Raw genomic sequence first — 18,050 nt, forward strand, 5'->3', positions numbered from 1 at the left:
TTTTTCCTCCGCACCCGTCCCGCCCGGCCGGCGCGGGTTCGACGACGGCCCTTGCCCCGTGTCGTTCTCCGGGGCGGGCTGCGATGATCGGCGGGGACCGTTCGCCACCGCCAGGGAGGACCGCCCGTGAGCCGCCCCGACACCACCCCCGGCACCGAGCTCGCGCGGGAGCTGGCCGCCGCGCTGCGCGGCGAGGTCCGGTTCGACGCCGCCGAACGGACCGTCTACAGCCAGGACGCCTCCAACTACGTCCACCTGCCGCTGGGCGTGGTGAAGCCCGCCGACACCGAGGACGTGCGCACCGCCCTCGCGCTCTGCCGCCACCACCGGGTGCCCGTGGTGGCGCGCGGCGCCGGGACCAGCATCGGCGGACAGGCGATCGGCCCCGGCGCGGTGGTGCTCGACTTCCGCCGCCACCTGGGCGCCGTCCTCGACGTCGACCCCGAGCGCCGCACCGCCCGCGTCCAGCCCGGCACCGTCCTCGACGACCTCCAGCGCGCCGCCCGCCCGCACGGCCTGCGGTTCGGGCCGGACCCGTCCACCCACAGCCGCTGCACGCTCGGCGGCATGATCGGCAACGACTCCTGCGGCGCCCACTCGGTCGCCTGGGGCCGCACCGCCGACAACGTCGAATCGCTCGACCTGCTGCTCGCCGACGGCACCGAACTGACCGTCGGCGGCCCGCTCACCCCCGCCGAACGCGCCGCCCTCGCCACCCGGCCCGGACCCGAGGGCCTGCTCCACCACCGGCTCCAGGCCTTCACCGACCGGAACCTCGCCACCATCCGCCGCGGCCTGCCCGAACTCCCCCGCCGGGTCTCCGGCTACCCGCTGGACGCCCTGCTGCCCGAGCGCGGCCACCACCTGGCCCGCGCCCTCACCGGCACCGAGGGCACCTGCGCGCTGCTGCTCGGCGCCACCGTCCGGCTCGTCGAGGAGCCGCGCGCCCGCGCCCTGGTGGTCGCCGGCTACCCCGACGAGACGGCCGCCGCCGACGCCGTGCCCGCGCTGCTGCCGCTCGGCCCGCTCACCGTCGAGGGCATGGCCGCCGACCTGATCGCCGCACTGCTCGCCGCCGGACCGCGCCCGGCCGCCCTCGACCGGCTGCCCGACGGCGCCTGCTGGCTCTTCCTGGAGACCGGCGGCGCCACCGCCGCCGAGGCCCTCGACGCCGCCCACCGGCTCGCCGACACCGTCCGGCGCGAACGCACCGCCACCGCCACCGTGGTCACCGACCCGGCCGAGCAGCGCCAGCTCTGGGGCGTGCGCGAGGCCGGCGCCGGGACCGTGACCCGGCTGCCCGGCGGCGGCGAGGCCTGGCCCGGCTGGGAGGACTCGGCCGTCCCGCCGGAGCGGCTCGGCGACTACCTGCGCGGACTGCGCGCCCTGCTGCGCCGGCACGGCCTGCGCGGTGTCCCGTACGGGCACTTCGGCGAGGGCTGCGTGCACCTGCGGATCGACTTCCCGCTCACCCGGCCGCAAGAGCTGCCGGTGTTCCGGGAGTTCATGGAACAGGCGGCCGACCTGGTGGTCTCGCACGGCGGTTCGCTCTCCGGCGAGCACGGGGACGGACAGGCCCGCGGCGAACTGCTGCCGCGCATGTACCCGCCCGAAGTCATCGCCCTGTTCCGCGAGTTCAAGCAGATCTGGGACCCGGGGAACCTGCTCAACCCCGGCATCGCGGTCGACCCGCGCCCGCTGGACGCCGACCTCCGCTTCGGCGGGCGGCCGGTCCGCGAGCTGCCGCTCGCCCTGCCGTACGAGCAGGACGACGGCAGCCTCGCCAAGGCGGTCCGCCGCTGTGTGGGGGTCGCCAAGTGCATCGATACGACCACCGGCGTGATGTGCCCGAGCTACATGGCCACCGGCGAGGAACGGCACTCGACCCGCGGGCGGGCCCGGCTGCTCGCCGAGATGCTGCGCGGCGCCGGGGCGGTCCCCGGCGCCGGAACGCTCCCCGGTGCCGGGGCCGCGATCACGGACGGCTGGCGGTCCGCCGAGGTCCGCGAGGCACTGGACCTCTGCCTGGGCTGCAAGGGCTGCGCCAGCGACTGCCCGGTCCACGTCGACATGGCCACCTACCGCAGCGAGTTCCTGTACCAGCACTACCGGCACCGGCCCAGGCCCGCCGCGCACTACGCGATGGGCCTGCTGCCGCTGTGGCTGCGCGGCGCCGCGCTCGCCCCCGGCCTGGTCAACGCGATCGGCCGCTCACCGGCCGCCCCGCTGCTCAAGCGGCTCGGCGGCGTCGACGGGCGCCGGGCACTGCCGGTGCTGCCCCCGGAGACCTTCACCCGCTGGTACCGGCGGCGCCGCGCCCTGCGTCCGGACCCGGCGGGCGCGCGGCCCGTCCTGCTCTGGCCGGACACCTTCTCCGAGCACCTCCAGCCGGAGGTGCTGCGCGCGGCCGTCGAGGTCCTGGAACACCTCGGCTTCGACGTCCGACTGCCCGCCGGACCGGTCTGCTGCGGCCTGACCCGGTACTCCACCGGCCAACTCCCGGGCGCCCGGCGGGTGATGCGCCGCAGCCTGGCCGCGCTCGCCGCCACCGGCCTGCCCGCCGACACACCCGTCGTCGGGATGGACCCGAGCTGCACCGCCACCCTGCGCGAGGAGGTCCCGCGCCTGCTCGGCGCCGAGGGCCGCCCGCTGGCCGAACGCACCCGCACCTTCGCCGAGTTCGTCGACGAGTACGCGCCGGACGCGCCGCTGCCGCAACTGCCGGTGAACGCCGTCACCCAGACCCACTGCCACCAGCACGCGGTGCTCGGCAGCGCGGCGGACCGCCGGATCGAGCGGCGGATGGGCGTCACCAACCGGGTCCTGGACTCCGGGTGCTGCGGACTCGCGGGCAACTTCGGCTTCGAACGCGGGCACTACGGGATCTCGGCGGCGATCGCCGAACGGGTGCTGCTCCCGGAGGTCCGGGCCGCCGCCCCGGACACCGTGGTCCTCGCGGACGGCTTCAGCTGCCGCACCCAGATCGCCCAACTGGCCGACGGGCGGCGGGCGGTGCACCTGGCGGAGCTGATGCTCCGGGCCCTGCGGGAGCAGCGGGATGGGCCCTCGGCCGAGTAGCCGGTTCGCCGCCGTCCGCCGCCCAGACGGCCGGGCGCGCCGAGTCCCTGACACCCTCCGCGGCGGCCGCCACAATGACGCCATGACCCTCACCACCGCCGAGGCGGACAAGATCCTGGCCGACAACTTCGCTCCCTGGGTGCAGGCGCTCGGCCTGTCCGTGACCGGGACCGGGGAGCGCCACGCCGTGCTCCGGCTGCCCTGGTCCGACCAGCTCGCCCGGGAGGGCGGCGCGCTGTCCGGCCAGGCGCTGATGGCGGCGGCGGACACCGCGAGCGTGATCGCGGTCTCCGCCGCCCGCGGCGGCTTCGGCCCGATGACGACCGTCCAGCAGTCCACCAGCTTCCAGCGCGCGGTCGTCGGACAGGACGTCCTGGTGCACGCCCGCGTCACCAAGCTGGGCCGACGGATCGCGTTCCTGGACATCACCCTCACCGCCGAGGGCGAGGAAGAACCGGCCGCCCACACCACCACGGTCTACGCCCTCGCCTGACCCTCCCGGCAGCCCCGGCCCTGCCCCTCCCCCCGCTCCGCACACTTTGCAAGGTGCGGGAAAGGGCGGGGTGAGCGAAGGCCAAAGCACCGCAGCGGCTCGGCCCGGGGGCGTGCCCCGGGCCGAGCCGAACCCGGCTACACCATCGAGCCCTGTGGCTGCCCCGTCCGGACCCAGTCGCGGGCGATCGCCTGCACGCAGATCTCGCGCATCCGGTCGAAGGCCTTCCGCGGATCCTCGTAGTCGCGCCACGGGCCGGCCACCTCGCGGCCCATCACGCGGAACAGCTCCAGAGCTTCCGCCGTCCGGGCATTCATGACCAGCCCCCAGGCGGCCCAGCCCCGGGCGTCCTGGAGCTGCGGATGCGCGGGATCGGCCTGGGCCAGGTCGGCCAGCAGGGCGTCCACGGCCGCGGTGAACTCCGGCGTCCGGTAGGCGGCCGCCGGTGCCTTGTCCCGGGTGATCTGTTCGAGGAACGCCTGCACCCGCAGAGCGGTCAGCAGACTGCCGGCCGGCGCCTCGGCGAGTGCGGTGTCCACAAAGGCGTGCATCAGCTCGTGGCTGCCGTGCCACTTGGCGCACCAGTACTGCAGCGCGCCCTCGTGCGCCCGCAGGTGGTGGGGGTCGCGGGCCACCACCTCGGCCCAGAGAGCGCGGAAGTCCTCGCGCGACCAGTTCAGCCCCATGGCGATGGCGATCTGCGCCACCCAGGGGTTGGGGTCCTCGGCCGGTGCCGTTCCGACGGCCTGCAGTGCGGTCTGCTCCGCCTCGCGCAGCGCCTTGCGGAACCCCCGGAACTGCTCCTCGCTCACCTCTGAGGCGAGCTTGCCGGTGCGGATGTCCCAGGCACGGTAGACCAGCGCCGTAGTCTGCACCAGGGCGGCCGCCGCACTGCGCGGGTCCTCCTCGCGCCACCGCCGCAGCCAGGTGTCGTCCTCGGCCGCCGCCGTGCACAACGGCCCCAGCCGCGCCCAGCGCCGGGACGCGTCGCGGTAGCCGCCGACCTCGGCCAGGTACCCGGCCGCCGGGCGCCAGTCACCGGACCGGGCCGCGTCGAGCGCGGCGGCCAGCTCGGCGGGCGGCTCCTCACCCTTCAGCACGAGCTGCTCGCGCGGGACGAGGGTCCCCCGCAGCTCCTCCGCCCGGCGGCTCTGCCGCCCCAGGGCGAGCAGCGGGGGAACGACCTTGACCGCACCGGCGACCACGAGCACGCCGAAGATCAAAAGGATGGAAACGAGGATCATGAACTGCTTTCCTGGCCGGCGAGGTGAGGAAGAACGCCCGGATCCGGGCGGTTCTGGATGGGCACCGGGCGCGGCGAGGACATCGTGCGGACGCGCCGCACCCCAGCCCCCGCCCTCGCACCTGCGTGCTCGGCGAGGAGGATCGTACCGGCACCACGCGACACCCTCGCGACCAAGGCCGGGCCTGCCCTGACCGACCGACAGGTTCGTCCCCTTGGGCCGGACATGTCCGCGGCTCAGTGAGCGTTCGCCACCCGATCGGGCCGCCGCGAGCAGCTCATCGCGGCGACCGTCGTCCGTGCCCGCAGACCACCGAACGCGATGTCTTCCGGAGCGGCCCGACCACCGCTCCGCACACTTGGCAAAGTGCACTTTGCAAAGTGCGGGGAAGGGCGGGGCGAGCGAGGTCGAGGACACCGCAGCGGCTCGGCCCGGGGCGTGCCCCGGGCCGAGCCGGCCTCCCTCGTGCGCCCTCGCCCGTCAGGCGCTCTGCGGCGTCTCCAGCACCTCCTTCGAGCCCGGCGAGTCCTCGGCGCAGACCGCCGTCACGAACTCCGCCAGCCGCGTCTGCGGCATGCCGCGGGCGATGTCCGCCTCGCTGATCATGCCGACCAGCTCGTGCTCCGGGTGGTTGATCACCGGCAGGCGCCGCACCCGGTACTGCTCCATCACCCGCAGCACCTGTTCGACGTCCTCGTCCGCCTCCACCGTCATCGGCCGCCCCTGGGCCACCTCGCCCGCGGTCACCTGCTCCGGGTCGAGACCCTCCGCGACGCACTTCAGCACGATGTCCCGGTCGGTGAGAATCCCCAGGAGCTTCTGCCGCTCACCGCAGATCGGCAGCGCCCCGACGTCGCGTTCCTTCATGAGCCGGGCCGCCGTGGCGAGCGTCTCGTGCTCGCGCACGCACTCGGCCCCCTGATGCATGATGTCGCCCGCACTGGTCATGATCGGCCTCCTGACCTGCCTGCCACTCCCGTCACTCCATCGTGGTCCGGCCGCCGGGGCCCCGCCACCGGGCCTACGCGGCAGCGCCCCGCCCGCCCTCGGGACCGTCCGACGACTCGGCCGGGCCATGGGCCGGCAGGTCGTCCGGCAGGTCGTCCGGCAGGTCGGCCGGCAGGTCGTCCGGCAGGTCCAACGGCGGGACCGGCGGCACATCGAGCGGCGGGCTCTCCAACACCTCTTCCAACGGGGGGAGTTCGTGCACCTCGGCAGCGCGCACCGGAGGCGTCCCGCCCTCCGCCCCCGACACCTCGGCCGGTTCCCCCTCCCCCGGCGCCACGCCCGCGGCCGCGCCCGAAGCCTCGCCCGCGGCCCGCCGATGGGTCTCCGCCGCACTGTCCAGGAAGCGCAGCAGCTCCACCGGGAACGGCAGCACCAGCGTCGAGTTCTTCTCCGCCGCGACCTCCACCACCGTCTGCAACAGCCGCAGCTGGAGCGCCGCCGGGGTCGCGCTCATCACCGCCGCCGCCTCCGACAGCCGCGCGGAGGCCTGGTACTCGCCGTCGGCGGTGATGATCCGCGCCCGCCGCTCCCGCTCGGCCTCGGCCTGCCGGGACATCGAGCGCTTCATCGACTCCGGCAGGGCGACGTCCTTGATCTCCACCCGGTCGATCTCGATGCCCCAGCCGAGGGCCGGGCTGTCGATCATCAGCTCCAGCCCCTGGTTGATCGGTTCGCGGTTGGCCAGCAGGTCGTCCAGCTCGCTCTTGCCGATGATCGACCGCAGCGAGGTCTGCGCGACCTGGGAGATGGCGAAGTTGTAGTCCTGCACATTGATGATCGCCTTGACCGGGTCCTCCACCCGGAAGTACACGACGGCGTCAACCCGGACGGTCACGTTGTCCCGGGTGATGCCCTCCTGCGCCGGGATCGGCAGCGTCACGATCTGCACGTTCACCCGGCGCAGCTTGTCCGCGACGGGCATCAGCGCGACCAGTCCCGGCCCGCGCACCTCGTCGCGCACCCGGCCGAACCGGAGCACCACGCCCTGCTGGAACTGCTGCACGACGCGCAGGCTCAGCCCCGCCACCACCGCCGTCAGCAGCAGCACGACGACCACGACCGCTATCACCACATCGACGACCATCACGGCCTCCTCGCGCGGCAGCGAGCCCCGGCCGTCGCCGACCCAGCCTGCCGACGGCCGCCGGAACAGCTGGTTCCACGCTACGCCTGCCCCGTCCGGACCGGAACGAACCTCCGGCAGCCCCTAGGATCGTCGCCATGCCGCCGCCCCCCGCCGAGGAACCGGCCCCGGCCGACGCCCCCGAGCCCGCGGATGCCCCGGACCACCCGCTGCACCCCGCCGCGGCCGCCGCCCGGGCCCCGGACCTCACCGTCCTCGACCGCGTCGTCACCGGCTGCCGGGCCTGCCCCCGGCTGGTCGAGTGGCGCGAGGAGACGGCCCGGGTCAAACGCCGCGCCTACCTGGACTGGGACTACTGGGCCCGCCCGATCCCCGGTTTCGGCCCGCCGGACGCACCGCTCGTCCTGGTCGGCCTCGCCCCCGCCGCGCACGGCGCCAACCGCACCGGCCGGATCTTCACCGGCGACCCCTCCGGCGACCTGCTCTACGCCGCCCTGCACCACCTGGGCCTCGCCAACCGCGCGCTCTCCGTCCGGCACGGCGACGGCCTCGCCCTGCACGGCGTGCGGATCACCGACCCGGTGCGCTGCGCCCCGCCCGACAACAGGCCGAGCACCACCGAACGCGACACCTGCCGGCCCTGGATCGCCCGCGAGTTCGACCTGCTCCGCCCCACCGTGCGCAGCGTGGTGGCGCTCGGCGGGTTCGCCTGGCAGACGCTGCTCCCGGTGCTCGACGCGGCCGGCTGGACCGTCCCGCGCCCCCGGCCCCGGTTCGGCCACGGCGCGCACGTCACGCTGACCGCGCGCGACGGCGGCCCGCCGCTGGAGCTGTACGGCTGCTACCACGTGAGCCCGCGCAATACGAACACCGGCCGGCTCAGCACCGTGATGCTGCGCGAGCTGCTCCGCACCGCGGCCCGGGCCGCCGGGCTCGACCCGGCGGAGGAGTGACGCCCCGGGGGCCGCGCCGCGCTCCCCCGCTGCCTCAGCCGAACCGGGTCAGCTCGGGTCGGGACGCCCGCTCCCACACCTCCGGCAGCGCGAGCCGCGCCCGCTCCGCCTCCGCCAACTGCTGCCCGTACAGCACGCCGTAGCCGAAGGGCTCCTTCGAGGTTCGGGCCTGCTCGCGCAGCGCGGTCGAGGCCACCACCGCGTCCTGGTGCTCGCCGAGGACCTCCTGGACGGCCTTCATCCGGGCGACGTACCGCTCGGCCGCCCGGCCCGCGACCGGCAGCGCCGTCTCGCCCGCGTACCGGGCGCGTTTGGCGGCCTTGCGGGCCTCGTGCAGCGCGATGTCCTGTTCCTCGCCCTCGTCGGCCAGCGCGGTGCGGATCCGGTCGGCGGTGCGGCGCTGTTCCCGGGCGGCGACCCGGGTCAGCTCCGGTCCGGCCGCGCGGTCCGCCCTGCCGCGCAGCGGGGGTTCGGTGAGCAGGGCGGCGAGTCCGTCGGCGAGTGCCCGGCGGCGGGGGCTGTCCAGGGCGGCGACGACCTCCGGCCAGACCCTCCGGTACTCGGCCTTCCCCCGGCGTTCCAGCTCGGCGGCGACCTGCTCGGGTCCGCATTCCGCGGGCAGTTCCCGGGCGCGTGCCGCCAGCCGTTCGCCCAGCACTTCCTGGTCGCGGGCCCGGCCCAGCGCGGCCGCCAGCCAGCGCAGCTCGGCCACCAGTTCGTCGGTGGCGCCGGGGGCGAGCAGTCGCCGGTAGGTCCGGAACGCGCTGCGCAGGCGCCGGCAGGCGACCCGCATCCGGTGCACCGCGTCCGGTTCGTCGGCGCGTACGGCCTCGTCCAGTCCGGCGAGCACCTCGGCCTGCGCCCGGATCCGTCCGAGCACCACCTCACCCACGGTGACCTTGTCATCGGCCATCCGCCTGCACCCCCTTCCGGGGCGTCGGGGAATCGCCTCCAGGCTAGCCCGCGCCCCCGCCCCGGGGCAGCGCACCTTTCCGCCACCCGTACCCGTGCCCCGCGGAGCGGGAAGTCGGCGGATCCGACCTCTTGCGCACCGGTGCGGCGTCCGCGCGACGCGGGTGCGGTCAGGGGCGCAGCTGGATGGCGAGGCACATGGTGTAGCCGACGAGGGCGGCGAAGAAGACGACGGCGGTGGTGTAGCGAGGGGTGAAGGGGAGGCCGGCGAGGGCGGGGTAGAGGAGGACGGCGGTGCCGGCGGCGACGTCGGCGAGGTAGAGGCCGCGGGGCGGGAGGATGCCGGTGCTGCGGGCGGCCCAGCCGGTGGCGACGAGGAAGCCGGTGAGCAGCATGAAGCCGGAGAGCAGTCCGGAGCCGATGCTGGAGAGGACGGGGTGGGGTTCGGGCGGGAGTTCGCCCTCGGGGACGGCGGGGCGCAGTCGGTGGGCGACGGCCAGGGATCCGACGGCGAGGGTCACGCAGGCCGCGGCGCTGAGCAGGGGGACGGGGTTCATCGGCGGCTCCGGGTGCTGGTGCGGTGGTGGCCGAGGGCTCCGGCGAGCGCGGCCGGGACGAGGACGGTGAGGAGGAGGACGGTCGTCCAGGTGGTGGGGTCGAGTCCGGCGGCCGGGGGTTCGGCGGGGGGCGGGGGTGCGGCGGCGACGGCGGTGAGGGTGGCGGTCGGGGCGGGGGGCGGGGGCACCGGCGGGGGCTGTGCCGTCCAGCTGGGCGGGGACTGCGCCTGCGGGGGTTCGGGTCCGGGCCGGAGGGTGACGGCGGCGTGCGGCGGGAGCGGCGGGAGCGGTGGTGGGGCGGGCTTCGCGGGCGGCCGGGTGACGGTCGGGGTGTTGGGGACGGCGGGGGTGGTCCGCACCGGCGACGGTGCGGCCGACTCGGGGGCGGCGGGGGTGGTCGGCACCGCGGGGGCCGGTGCGGACGGCTCGACGGACGACTGGGCGGGCGGGGCGGAGGACGACGGCGACGGCACGGAGGGCACCGACGGCGAGGAGGACGGCGCGGGCGAAGGCGTGGAGGGAGGCGTGGAGGAGGGCGAAGGCGACGGGCAGGGCGTCGCGGAGTGCGAAGGGTGCGACGGGAACCACGGCCACGACGGTGACGGCCATGACGGCGACGGCACCGCGGGCACCCCCGGCCCCGGGCCATGGGCATAGTCCATCGCCCGATTGTCGGACCGTCCCATCGCCCCCGTCAGCGGCTGACCACCCGTCACCCGACCCCGCTCCGCCAAACCCATCGCCCCGGTGAACTCCCCACCCCCGGACCGCGAACGAACGACCGATGCGGGACAATCTGTGCGCCGATCCGGCCGCCGACCCCGACGCACCCTCGTGCCCGGCGTAAGGGCCGTGACATACTCCCGAGCGTGACGACCTCCTCCACCCACGCGACGAGGGCCCTGCGGGCCGCGGTGTTCACCGCGCTCGCCGTGCCGCTGTCCGCGCTGGGTCAGGTGGTGATCACCGGTCGCCCGCTGCCGCTCACCCTGGTGGTGGTCGCGACCGCCGTCGTCTTCCTGGTCGCGGCCGTGCTGGCCGGCGGGGAGCGGCGGTTGACGCAGATCGCGGCCGTGCTGGTCCCGGTCGAGCTGCTGCTCAACACGACGTTCAATCTGGGCCAGACCAGTTGCGGTCCGGTCCTCGGCGCCGACCTCCCCGCCCGCGGCATGAACCTGCTGGTCTGCGGCGGCGGTTCGGTGGACGGGTCGTCGTTGCTCTACGGCCAGTTGGGGCACTCCGGGCGGTTGGCGCCCGCGGCCACCCAACTGCTGCTCCTGCTGGTGCACCTGGTGATCGCGCTGGCCGCCGCGGCCTGGCTGCGGCTGGGTGACGCGGCCCTGTCCGGCCTGCTGCGGGCGCTGCGCGCGCTGCGCCAGGCGGTCGCGGCGCCGCTGCGGGCACTGGTCGCGCTGCTGGTCCCGGCCCCGGCCCGGCCGGTGCTGCGGGTGCCGCTGCCGGTCCCGGACCGCCGCCGCCCGTGCCGCGAGGACGTGGTGCTGAGTCCGGCGCCGCGCCGCGGTCCGCCGCTGTTCGCGCCTGCCCGCTGACGACCTCCTGACGGCTGCCCCGTGACGGGCTCCCAGGTGTCCGGCGGGCGCTGCGCGACTCCGCCTCCCGCCCAGTAGTCCCCTCCGGCCCGTACCCGCGTCGGCGCCCCAGCGCGCCCGCGCCGTACGCCGTGCGCCGGGGTGGGGACACCTCCGCGCGCCCCTCGGCGCGCCCCATTACGGAGTTGAACCGACATGGCTCACCCCAACCAGAAGCCCTCCCGCAAGCAGTCCCAGAAGATCAGCGCCCGTGAGCGCATCCAGGAGGCGCAGCGCCTGGAGAAGGAGGCGAACGCGCGCCGCCGGCGGATCGTCGTCGGTGTCTCGCTCGTGGTCGGTCTCGCCCTGGTCGGCGGCACCGCGCTGGCGATCAGCACGGCCGGCGGCGACAGCAAGTCCTCGGCGGCGGACGCGGTCGAGCCGACCGCGATGGTCGTCCCGGCGAACACCTCGGGCACGGACGGCACGGTCATCACGTACGGCAAGGCGGACGCCGCGCACACCCTCCAGGTGTTCGAGGACTTCCGCTGCCCGGTGTGCAAGAACTTCGAGGCGGCCAACGGGGACGCGGTCCGCAAGCTGGCGGAGGACGGCACGGTCAAGGTCGAGTACCACCTGGCCGCGTTCCTGGACAAGAACCTCGGCGGCAAGGGGTCGCGCACCGCGCTGGCGGCGATCGGCGCCGCGGTGAACGAGGGCGTGGACAAGTTCAAGGCGTACCACGACGTGCTGTACGCCAACCAGCCGGACGAGCGCGAGGACGGCTTCGGCGACGTCAACCACCTGCTGGAGCTGGCCGACAAGGTGCCGGGCCTGAAGACGGACGCCTTCGTCAAGGCGGTCACGGACCGGACGTACGCGCCGTGGGCGAAGAAGGTCGCGGACGCGTTCAACGACAGCGGGGTGACCGGTACCCCGACGGTGAAAGTGGACGGCAAGCCGCTCACGCTGTTCAGCGGCAACAAGGCGCTGACGGCGGAGCAGTTCACCGCGCAGGTGAAGCAGGCCGCGGGCTTGCAGTGAGCACCACCGGCCCGGCCGATTCCCGGCCGGGCCGGCCCTTCCTGACCCACGGAGTGCTCTGCCATGACCGCATCGACCGCTCTGCCGTCCCACTCCTCCTCCCGTCCCGCTCCCTCCGGTCCGGCCGTGCCCGCTCCGGGGCCGGTCGGCGCGGGCCGCGCGTTCTCGCTGTTCGTCCTGCTGTGCGCCCTGGTCGGGCTGGCCGCCTCGGCGGTGCTGACCTTCGACAAGCTCCGGATCCTGGAGGATCCGTCCTACATACCCAGCTGCAACATCAATCCGGTGATCAGCTGCGGTTCGGTGATGCGTACCTCGCAGGCCGAGGTGTTCGGCTTCCCGAACCCGTTGCTGGGGCTGGCGGCGTTCGGCGCGCTGGCCGCGGTCGGCGCGGGTCTGCTGGCGGGGGCCGCGTACCGGCGCTGGTTCTGGCTGGGGCTGCAGGCCGGGACGGTGCTCGGGGTCGGGTTCACGCACTGGCTGATCGTCCAGGCGCTGTACGACATCGGCGCGCTGTGCCCGTACTGCATGGTGGTCTGGGTGACGGTGGTGGCGCTGTTCTGGTACACGACGCTGCACAATCTGCGGTCGGGGGTGGTCCCGGTGGGGCCCCGGCTGCGGCCGGTGGTCCGGGAGGCGGCCCGCTACCACTGGGCACTGCCGGTGCTGTGGGCGGCGGTGATCGCGCTGCTGGTCCTGAACCGGTTCTGGTCCTACTGGTCGACGCTGCTCTGACACCCGGCACCACGGCACGTACGCCCCGTCGGGCCGTCAGCCGAGGACGGCCCGGCGGAAGGCGTTGCGCAGGTCGGTGAGCGGCTGGAAGTCGCGGTCGTAGTGGACCTTGTTGGTGAGCAGCAGGGCCCAGCGGCCCCGGCGGCGGGAGATCCAGATGCCGGTGCCGGTGAAGCCGTAGTGGACGAAGGTGCCGGCGGCGGGGTCGGTGCCGGCGGCGCAGAGCCAGGACAGGCCGCGGGCGGGGGCGAGTCCGCCGGTGTGGACGCGCAGGGACTCGGTGATCCAGGGGTCGCCCCAGGGGAGTCCGCCGGGCGGGGCGAGCAGGGCGGTGAGGAAGCGTTCGAGGTCGCGGGCGGTGGAGAAGGCGCCGGCGTTGCCGGAGACGCCGCCGAGCAGCCGGGCCGAGGGGTCGTGCACGGTGCCGCACAGGATGCCGTCGGCGGCGCGCTCGTACTCGGTGGGGGCGGTGCGGTGGGCGGAGTCCGGGCCGAGCGGGCCGTAGCGGGTGTCGGTCATGCCGAGCGGCTGCCAGACCTGTCGGGCGGCGAGCCGGTCGAGCGGTGTGCCGGCGAGGTCCTCGACGAGGTGCCCGAGCAGGACGGCGGCCCGGTCGGTGTATTCGACGGCGGCGCCGGGCGGGCGGTGCAGCGGGGCGGCGAGGACTCCGGCCCTGATCGCGGCCGGGTCGTCGCCGTAGAGTTCGGCGAAGCGGGTGCGCAGGGGCATTCCGGCGGTGTGGGTAAGGAGTTGACGGGCCGTCACAGTGCCGACGGGGCGCCCGGCGGCGGCGGGCCAGTAGTCGGCGAGGGGGTGGTCGAGGGGCAGCCGGCCGGACTGTCGGAGGGCTCCGGCGCACGGCCAGAGGGCGACGATCTTGGTGATGCTGGCCAGGTCGAAGACGGTGTCGTGGTCCATCTCCCGCGCGGCCCAGGGGCCTCGGCCGAGGGGGCCGGTCCGGCCGCGGGCCCGGACGCCGCCGGCGTCGCCGACCGACCAGACGCCGCCGGTCCCGGCGGTACGCAGGCCCTCGGCCACCAGGCGGGCCAACGGGCCGTCGGGGTCGGCGAGTTCACCGAGTCCGGCACTTCCGGGGGCGTCGGCGGTTTTTGCGGTTTCGACGGCTTCGAAACCCTCGGCGGCCTCGGCCGCGGCGGTGACTCCGGTGACTTCGAAGACTTCGGTGGGCGGTACCGGTCCGGTCATCCGCGGTTCTCCCCCGCCCGTCGCCGGCCGTCGGCCGGCGCCCCTCCCGAGGGGTCCGATCGGTCCCCCTCGGGAGGCTACCCGTCCGGGGCGCGGGTCAGACGGCGGACGCGCCGTCGAACTCCTTGCCCAGGCAGATGCTCTGCGGGTGCTCGCGGTAGATGCCGAACTTCTCGATCGCCGCGTACCCCTCGGAGGCGTACAGGGCGATCGCCTCGGGCTGCTCGGTGCCGGTCTCCAGGACGAACCTGGTCCGGCCGGCGTCGGCGGCGGTCCGCTCCAGGTGGCGCAGCAGCGTCCGGGCCAGGCCCCGGCCGCGCGCCTCGGGGCGGACGAACATCCGCTTCAGCTCGGCGTCGCCGTCACGGATGCCGAACGGTGCCGCCGACTTGGCGCGCCAGCCGCCGCAGGCGACCGGCCCCCCGTCGAGGTACGCGATGACGAAGAGGCCGGCGGGCGGCTCGAAGTGGTCGGGGTGCAGCTGGGTGAGGTCGCCCTCGCCGTAGCGGACGACGTACTCCTGCTGGACCTCGGCCGCGAGCAGCTGGGCGTCGGGGTGGCCGAAGCCGGTGACGCGCAGCTCGACGCGGTCACCCTTGCGGTCGTGTGCGAAGGTTCCGCCGGTGGTGGTGCTCTCCATGGTCGTCAAGCCTACGGCGCTCGCTCAGCCCGCCTCCGGTCGGCCCTCGAACCGGGCGACCAGCGCCGTCTTCTCGAACATCCGGGCGGTGTCGACGGCGGACGGGGTACCGGCGGCGGGGTCGGCGCCGCCGGCGAGCAGGGCGTCGAGCACGTCGTCGTTGCCCTTGAAGACGGCGCCGGCGAGCGGGGTCTGACCCCGGTCGTTGGCCCGGTTCGGGTCGGCGCCGCGCTCCAGCAGGGCGGTGACCGCGACGGCGTGGCCGTGGTAGGCGGCGAGCATCAGCAGGGTGTCGCCCCGGTCGTTGGTGAGGTCGGCCGGGGCGCCGGCGTCGACGTAGGCGGCGAGGGCGGCGGAGTCACCGGCCCGGGCGGCGTCGAAGAGCCGGCCGGCCAGGGCGATCACGTCGGCGTCGGGGGTGTCGGTCATGTCTCGGCCTTTCTCCGCGGCGCGGCCCGGGTCGGGGGCCGCTCCGGTGTGGTCGGTGGTCGCGCCGCACGCACGGTAGCGCACGACACGCGGGCGGGAAGGTTGCGCGCCCGTTCGGGGGAACTTTCCACCACCCCCGGAAACTTCCCGCCCGGGGGGCGGGAACGGCTGGTCATGCCGGAAATGCGGCACCCCGGGCCCCGGCGCGGCCGGTTCGCACACCGCCGTCCGGGTCGGGCGGGGGAGCTTCTCCGGAGATCCACCCATTTGCGCCGTTCCATCATCTATTACTTTTTGTCACGATTGTGGCACTTTCCGTGACACTGTCCCCGTCCCCTCCTCCGAGGAGCAGAACGTGATCCTCTCGATTTCCGGCATCGTCCTGTTCGGCACCATCACATTCCTCTTCTTCCGCAGGGACGGACTCAAGGTCTCCCATGCGATCGTCTGCGCCCTCCTCGGTTTCTACATCGCCGGCTCCTCGATCGCGCCGAGCATCACGGCGGGCGGCGCGACCCTCGCCAGCCTGCTCGGCGGCATCAAGTTCTAGCGGGGCTCCTCCTCCGCTGTGCGGGCCCGGGCGCGGATCCCACCGCCCCGGGCCCGGTCGTTCCCGCCGGAGCCGCCACCGGACCGGCCTCCGCCGCCAGGGGTCCGTCCGACCCCGTCCCGCCCGACCGTCCCACTCGCCCGGGGAGCCCGGAATGCCGCTCAACCGCCACCACCTCAGCAAGGGCCGCGACCTCGTCCGCACGGCCGGCGACCATGCCTCCGACATGTTCGCGCCGCTCACCGTCGTCGGCCGGGGGATGCGCCACCACGTCGCCTGGGCCAAGGGCCGCTGGCAGGCCACCCCGAAGGAGCGGCGCGGGCCGACGGTCTTCCTGGTCGCCGCGATGCTGGTCGGGATCTTCCTGCTGCCGCACGGCCTGCTGTTCGCCCTGGTCGCGCTGATGGCCAGCGCCGCCTGGGCCGGGCGGGCGCCCAAGGCCCCGCCGGCCCCGCCCGAGCCGGACGTCGCCGAGGTCAAGCTGACCGCCCTGTACGCGGCGCTCACCCCCTACCTGGCCGGGCCGGACGAGCTCGTCCCGCTGTACCACCACGAGGGCAGCTGGAAGAACGTCTTCTCCGGGTGGGAGTTCGACGCCGGGGGCCGGCTCTCCCGGCTGGAGATCGCCTACCCCGCGTACTTCACCGACACCGAGCCGGCCGCCCGGGCCAGGATCGAGCAGGTCGTCCAGGGCAAGGCCGGCCGGGCCCGCGAGTACCGCTTCGACTGGGACGAGGAGACCAACCGGCTGCGGATCGCCGCCTTGGCGCCGCTGCCCACGGACATCGCCGCCCAGCGCTTCGTGGCCGCGCCCGGCGAGATCGTGCTCGGCTTCACCGACGAGGACGGCAGCGCCAGGACCATCCCGGTGCAGCAGGGCGGCGTGCCCTCCCAGCAGCCACCGGTGGTCTGGCGCACCGGTCCGCGCTCGGGCGAGCCGCACCTGCTGGCCCTCGGCGTCAGCGGCTACGGCACCTCCAGCCTGATCCGGTCGATCGCCCTCCAGGCCCTGCCGTACGCGGACCTGATGGTGATCGACGGCGCCGGCACCGGCGAGCACGCCTGCCTGGTCAACCGGCCCGGTGTGCACACCGTGGAGACCAGCCTGCACGGCGCGCTGGCCGCGCTGCACTGGGCGGCGCAGGAGACCGAGCGCCGGCTCACCGCACTGAACGCCGCCCGGCACGCGGGCGCCGCGCCGCCCGCCGACGTCACCCGGCCGCTGTGGCTGCTGCTGGACCACCCGACCGAGCTGACCGAACTGGCCCACGCCGAGGGCCGCCCGGACCCGCAGGACCTGCTGGAGCTTCCGCTGCGGCACGGCCGGGCCGCCCGGGTCACCGTGGTCGTCGCCGACGACATCGCGGCCCGGGACCGGATCTCGCCGAGCGTCCGGGCCACCGCCCGGGCCCGGGTGGTGCTCGGCCCGGCCGGCCCCGAGGAGAGCCACGCCGCCCTCGGGGTGCCGCTGGACATCGTGCCCGCCGCGCACGCCCCGGCCGGACGCGGCTACGCCCGGATCGGCACCGGCGCCCCGGTCCGGCTCCAGCTGCCGGCCACCGTCGACCCCCTGGACGAGGAGGCGCCGGCCGCGCTGCGGGACGCCGTGATCGCCCTGCTTCCGCACCGCGACACCCGGACCGAGGCGCCCGCGCCGGTCCCGTCCGCGCAGCCGCTGCCCGCGCACCAGGACGGCCCGCCGACCGTGCCGGTGGAGCTCGATCCGGCCGCGCACGCCGGAGTGGACCTCGCCAAGGGCCCGGCCGCGCTACGCTTCCGCCCACTCGCCTGACCCGTCGGCCACACATCCGAAGGGGAGGGGCGGCTTCCGCCGTCGAATCCCGGCCCGGTACGCTCGTCCGGGAAAGGCCGACCGATCACCAGATGTGAAATAGGTGACACCTGGGGTGATATCACCGGCCAGATGTGACAAATCGGGCGCCGGTGGGTACAAACAGGGACGGCACAACAGACGACGCATGTCCCGGGACGGGAATCTTCGTCGGAAGCCGAGCGTTGACCGAACGACGAAGAACAGCGACCACTAGTCCTGTGGGCCATAAGCCCGGGAGGCACGATTCATGAGCGAGCGAGCTCTCCGCGGCACGCGACTCGGGGCCACTAGCTACGAGACCGACCGCGGTATCGATCTGGCTCCCCGCCAGACCGTCGAGTACGCATGTCAGAACGGACACCGATTCGAGGTTCCTTTCTCGGTCGAGGCCGAGATCCCCTCCGCCTGGGAATGCCGCTTCTGCGGCCAGGAGGCGGTACTCCTCGACGGTGACGAGCCCGAGGAGAAGAAGACCAAGCCGACGCGTACCCATTGGGACATGCTGATGGAGCGTCGGACCCGTGAGGAGTTGGAGGAGGTGCTGGCCGAGCGGCTGGCCGTACTCCGTTCCGGTGGGATGAACCTCGCGGTCCACCCGCGGGACACCCGCAAGAGCGCCTGACCCCGCTCCCGCCACCCGGCGGGGGAACACGAAAAGGGACCCTGGTCACCAGGGTCCCTTTCGCGTTCGCCGCCGGAACCCGCTCTGCCGGAACCCGCTCGGCGTTCCGGCCCGTACCCGCCGCCGGGCCGCCGG

At 74.8% G+C, this 18,050-nt stretch carries 19 protein-coding genes; 10 read left to right on the forward strand and 9 right to left on the reverse strand.

Annotation, left to right across the window (positions count from 1 at the left end; genetic code table 11):
• Nucleotides 1–126 precede the first annotated feature (126 nt).
• Together ACW14Y_RS08210 and ACW14Y_RS08215 are read left to right on the forward strand one after the other, a co-directional pair.
• Nucleotides 127–3,078 carry an FAD-binding and (Fe-S)-binding domain-containing protein gene (locus ACW14Y_RS08210; protein WP_456986376.1) on the forward strand — a complete coding sequence of 984 codons (2,952 nt, stop codon included), beginning with the start codon at nucleotides 127–129 and terminating at the stop codon, nucleotides 3,076–3,078.
• A gap of 82 nt (nucleotides 3,079–3,160) precedes the next feature.
• A complete protein-coding gene (locus ACW14Y_RS08215) occupies nucleotides 3,161–3,571 on the forward strand; it encodes a PaaI family thioesterase (RefSeq protein WP_456986377.1) in 411 nt (136 codons plus the stop codon).
• Between the two features lie 137 nt (nucleotides 3,572–3,708).
• On the opposite strand, the gene ACW14Y_RS08220 is transcribed toward ACW14Y_RS08215, so the two are convergent.
• The 3 genes from ACW14Y_RS08220 to ACW14Y_RS08230 all read right to left on the reverse strand — a co-directional run bounded on the left by ACW14Y_RS08220 (nucleotide 3,709) and on the right by ACW14Y_RS08230 (nucleotide 6,907).
• Nucleotides 3,709–4,815, reverse strand: a complete 1,107-nt coding sequence (locus tag ACW14Y_RS08220; RefSeq protein WP_456986378.1) for a hypothetical protein — start codon at nucleotides 4,813–4,815, stop codon at nucleotides 3,709–3,711.
• Nucleotides 4,816–5,295: 480 nt separating this feature from the next.
• Nucleotides 5,296–5,763 (reverse strand): CBS domain-containing protein, encoded by a 468-nt coding sequence (locus ACW14Y_RS08225; RefSeq protein ID WP_380307443.1) that lies wholly within the window; start codon nucleotides 5,761–5,763, stop codon nucleotides 5,296–5,298.
• Nucleotides 5,764–5,836: 73 nt separating this feature from the next.
• Nucleotides 5,837–6,907, reverse strand: coding sequence for a slipin family protein (locus tag ACW14Y_RS08230; RefSeq protein ID WP_456986380.1), 1,071 nt, complete (start codon nucleotides 6,905–6,907; stop codon nucleotides 5,837–5,839).
• 137 nt (nucleotides 6,908–7,044) lie between these two features.
• Between ACW14Y_RS08230 and ACW14Y_RS08235 the strand changes: the two genes are divergently transcribed.
• A complete protein-coding gene (locus ACW14Y_RS08235; RefSeq protein WP_456986381.1) occupies nucleotides 7,045–7,860 on the forward strand; it encodes a uracil-DNA glycosylase in 816 nt (271 codons plus the stop codon).
• Nucleotides 7,861–7,894: 34 nt separating this feature from the next.
• Here the strand turns inward: ACW14Y_RS08235 and ACW14Y_RS08240 are convergent, their stop codons facing one another.
• The 3 genes from ACW14Y_RS08240 to ACW14Y_RS08250 form a co-directional block, all read right to left on the reverse strand.
• A complete protein-coding gene (locus ACW14Y_RS08240) occupies nucleotides 7,895–8,773 on the reverse strand; it encodes a CHAD domain-containing protein (protein WP_456986382.1) in 879 nt (292 codons plus the stop codon).
• A 169-nt stretch (nucleotides 8,774–8,942) separates the two neighbouring features.
• Nucleotides 8,943–9,329, reverse strand: coding sequence for a hypothetical protein (locus tag ACW14Y_RS08245; RefSeq protein WP_340632720.1), 387 nt, complete (start codon nucleotides 9,327–9,329; stop codon nucleotides 8,943–8,945).
• Nucleotides 9,326–9,688, reverse strand: a complete 363-nt coding sequence (locus tag ACW14Y_RS08250; RefSeq protein WP_402722187.1) for a hypothetical protein — start codon at nucleotides 9,686–9,688, stop codon at nucleotides 9,326–9,328. The genes ACW14Y_RS08245 and ACW14Y_RS08250 overlap by 4 nt, the downstream gene beginning before the upstream one ends.
• On the opposite strand from ACW14Y_RS08250, the gene ACW14Y_RS08255 reads away from it, so the two are divergent.
• From ACW14Y_RS08255 to ACW14Y_RS08270, 4 genes are all read left to right on the forward strand, one after another.
• On the forward strand, nucleotides 9,678–9,986 hold the full coding sequence (locus tag ACW14Y_RS08255) for a BatC protein (RefSeq protein ID WP_456986383.1): 309 nt from the start codon (nucleotides 9,678–9,680) through the stop codon (nucleotides 9,984–9,986). The genes ACW14Y_RS08250 and ACW14Y_RS08255 overlap by 11 nt on opposite strands.
• Before the next feature lie 212 nt (nucleotides 9,987–10,198).
• Nucleotides 10,199–10,879 (forward strand): hypothetical protein, encoded by a 681-nt coding sequence (locus tag ACW14Y_RS08260; protein ID WP_266275912.1) that lies wholly within the window; start codon nucleotides 10,199–10,201, stop codon nucleotides 10,877–10,879.
• A gap of 195 nt (nucleotides 10,880–11,074) precedes the next feature.
• Nucleotides 11,075–11,902, forward strand: coding sequence for a DsbA family protein (locus ACW14Y_RS08265; RefSeq protein WP_380307455.1), 828 nt, complete (start codon nucleotides 11,075–11,077; stop codon nucleotides 11,900–11,902).
• 63 nt (nucleotides 11,903–11,965) lie between these two features.
• The gene (locus tag ACW14Y_RS08270; RefSeq protein WP_402722189.1) at nucleotides 11,966–12,634 is read left to right on the forward strand and encodes a vitamin K epoxide reductase family protein; all 669 of its coding nucleotides are present in this window, start codon (nucleotides 11,966–11,968) and stop codon (nucleotides 12,632–12,634) included.
• Nucleotides 12,635–12,670: 36 nt separating this feature from the next.
• On the opposite strand, the gene ACW14Y_RS08275 is transcribed toward ACW14Y_RS08270, so the two are convergent.
• The 3 genes from ACW14Y_RS08275 to ACW14Y_RS08285 all read right to left on the reverse strand — a co-directional run bounded on the left by ACW14Y_RS08275 (nucleotide 12,671) and on the right by ACW14Y_RS08285 (nucleotide 14,909).
• Entirely contained in the window at nucleotides 12,671–13,840 is a 1,170-nt protein-coding gene (locus ACW14Y_RS08275) for a serine hydrolase domain-containing protein (RefSeq protein ID WP_456986384.1), read from the reverse strand.
• A gap of 97 nt (nucleotides 13,841–13,937) precedes the next feature.
• The gene (locus ACW14Y_RS08280) at nucleotides 13,938–14,480 is read right to left on the reverse strand and encodes a GNAT family N-acetyltransferase (protein ID WP_380307461.1); all 543 of its coding nucleotides are present in this window, start codon (nucleotides 14,478–14,480) and stop codon (nucleotides 13,938–13,940) included.
• Nucleotides 14,481–14,504: 24 nt separating this feature from the next.
• Complete coding sequence (locus ACW14Y_RS08285; RefSeq protein WP_266275903.1) at nucleotides 14,505–14,909, reverse strand: ankyrin repeat domain-containing protein; 405 nt, start codon at nucleotides 14,907–14,909, stop codon at nucleotides 14,505–14,507.
• A gap of 355 nt (nucleotides 14,910–15,264) precedes the next feature.
• Here ACW14Y_RS08285 and ACW14Y_RS08290 point away from each other — a divergent pair, with 355 nt between their 5' ends.
• The 3 genes from ACW14Y_RS08290 to ACW14Y_RS08300 all read left to right on the forward strand — a co-directional run bounded on the left by ACW14Y_RS08290 (nucleotide 15,265) and on the right by ACW14Y_RS08300 (nucleotide 17,915).
• Nucleotides 15,265–15,459 carry a hypothetical protein gene (locus ACW14Y_RS08290; protein ID WP_030306123.1) on the forward strand — a complete coding sequence of 65 codons (195 nt, stop codon included), beginning with the start codon at nucleotides 15,265–15,267 and terminating at the stop codon, nucleotides 15,457–15,459.
• A gap of 154 nt (nucleotides 15,460–15,613) precedes the next feature.
• Nucleotides 15,614–17,251 carry a hypothetical protein gene (locus tag ACW14Y_RS08295; protein WP_456986385.1) on the forward strand — a complete coding sequence of 546 codons (1,638 nt, stop codon included), beginning with the start codon at nucleotides 15,614–15,616 and terminating at the stop codon, nucleotides 17,249–17,251.
• A gap of 289 nt (nucleotides 17,252–17,540) precedes the next feature.
• The gene (locus ACW14Y_RS08300; protein WP_030396357.1) at nucleotides 17,541–17,915 is read left to right on the forward strand and encodes an RNA polymerase-binding protein RbpA; all 375 of its coding nucleotides are present in this window, start codon (nucleotides 17,541–17,543) and stop codon (nucleotides 17,913–17,915) included.
• Nucleotides 17,916–18,050 lie beyond the last annotated feature (135 nt).

This window comes from Kitasatospora sp. cg17-2 (assembly GCF_054031055.1).

What these genes read in the sequence shown, in the direction of transcription:
- ACW14Y_RS08225 (WP_380307443.1), bottom strand. Translation starts at nt 5,763, where the DNA reads ATGACCAGTGCGGGCGACATCATGCATCAGGGGGCCGAGTGCGTGCGC.
- ACW14Y_RS08270 (WP_402722189.1), top strand. Translation starts at nt 11,966, where the DNA reads ATGACCGCATCGACCGCTCTGCCGTCCCACTCCTCCTCCCGTCCCGCT.
- ACW14Y_RS08245 (WP_340632720.1), bottom strand. Translation starts at nt 9,329, where the DNA reads ATGAACCCCGTCCCCCTGCTCAGCGCCGCGGCCTGCGTGACCCTCGCC.
- ACW14Y_RS08215 (WP_456986377.1), top strand. Translation starts at nt 3,161, where the DNA reads ATGACCCTCACCACCGCCGAGGCGGACAAGATCCTGGCCGACAACTTC.
- ACW14Y_RS08285 (WP_266275903.1), bottom strand. Translation starts at nt 14,909, where the DNA reads ATGACCGACACCCCCGACGCCGACGTGATCGCCCTGGCCGGCCGGCTC.
- ACW14Y_RS08235 (WP_456986381.1), top strand. Translation starts at nt 7,045, where the DNA reads ATGCCGCCGCCCCCCGCCGAGGAACCGGCCCCGGCCGACGCCCCCGAG.
- ACW14Y_RS08275 (WP_456986384.1), bottom strand. Translation starts at nt 13,840, where the DNA reads ATGACCGGACCGGTACCGCCCACCGAAGTCTTCGAAGTCACCGGAGTC.
- ACW14Y_RS08295 (WP_456986385.1), top strand. Translation starts at nt 15,614, where the DNA reads ATGCCGCTCAACCGCCACCACCTCAGCAAGGGCCGCGACCTCGTCCGC.
- ACW14Y_RS08265 (WP_380307455.1), top strand. Translation starts at nt 11,075, where the DNA reads ATGGCTCACCCCAACCAGAAGCCCTCCCGCAAGCAGTCCCAGAAGATC.
- ACW14Y_RS08220 (WP_456986378.1), bottom strand. Translation starts at nt 4,815, where the DNA reads ATGATCCTCGTTTCCATCCTTTTGATCTTCGGCGTGCTCGTGGTCGCC.
- ACW14Y_RS08240 (WP_456986382.1), bottom strand. Translation starts at nt 8,773, where the DNA reads ATGGCCGATGACAAGGTCACCGTGGGTGAGGTGGTGCTCGGACGGATC.
- ACW14Y_RS08230 (WP_456986380.1), bottom strand. Translation starts at nt 6,907, where the DNA reads ATGGTCGTCGATGTGGTGATAGCGGTCGTGGTCGTCGTGCTGCTGCTG.
- ACW14Y_RS08300 (WP_030396357.1), top strand. Translation starts at nt 17,541, where the DNA reads ATGAGCGAGCGAGCTCTCCGCGGCACGCGACTCGGGGCCACTAGCTAC.
- ACW14Y_RS08280 (WP_380307461.1), bottom strand. Translation starts at nt 14,480, where the DNA reads ATGGAGAGCACCACCACCGGCGGAACCTTCGCACACGACCGCAAGGGT.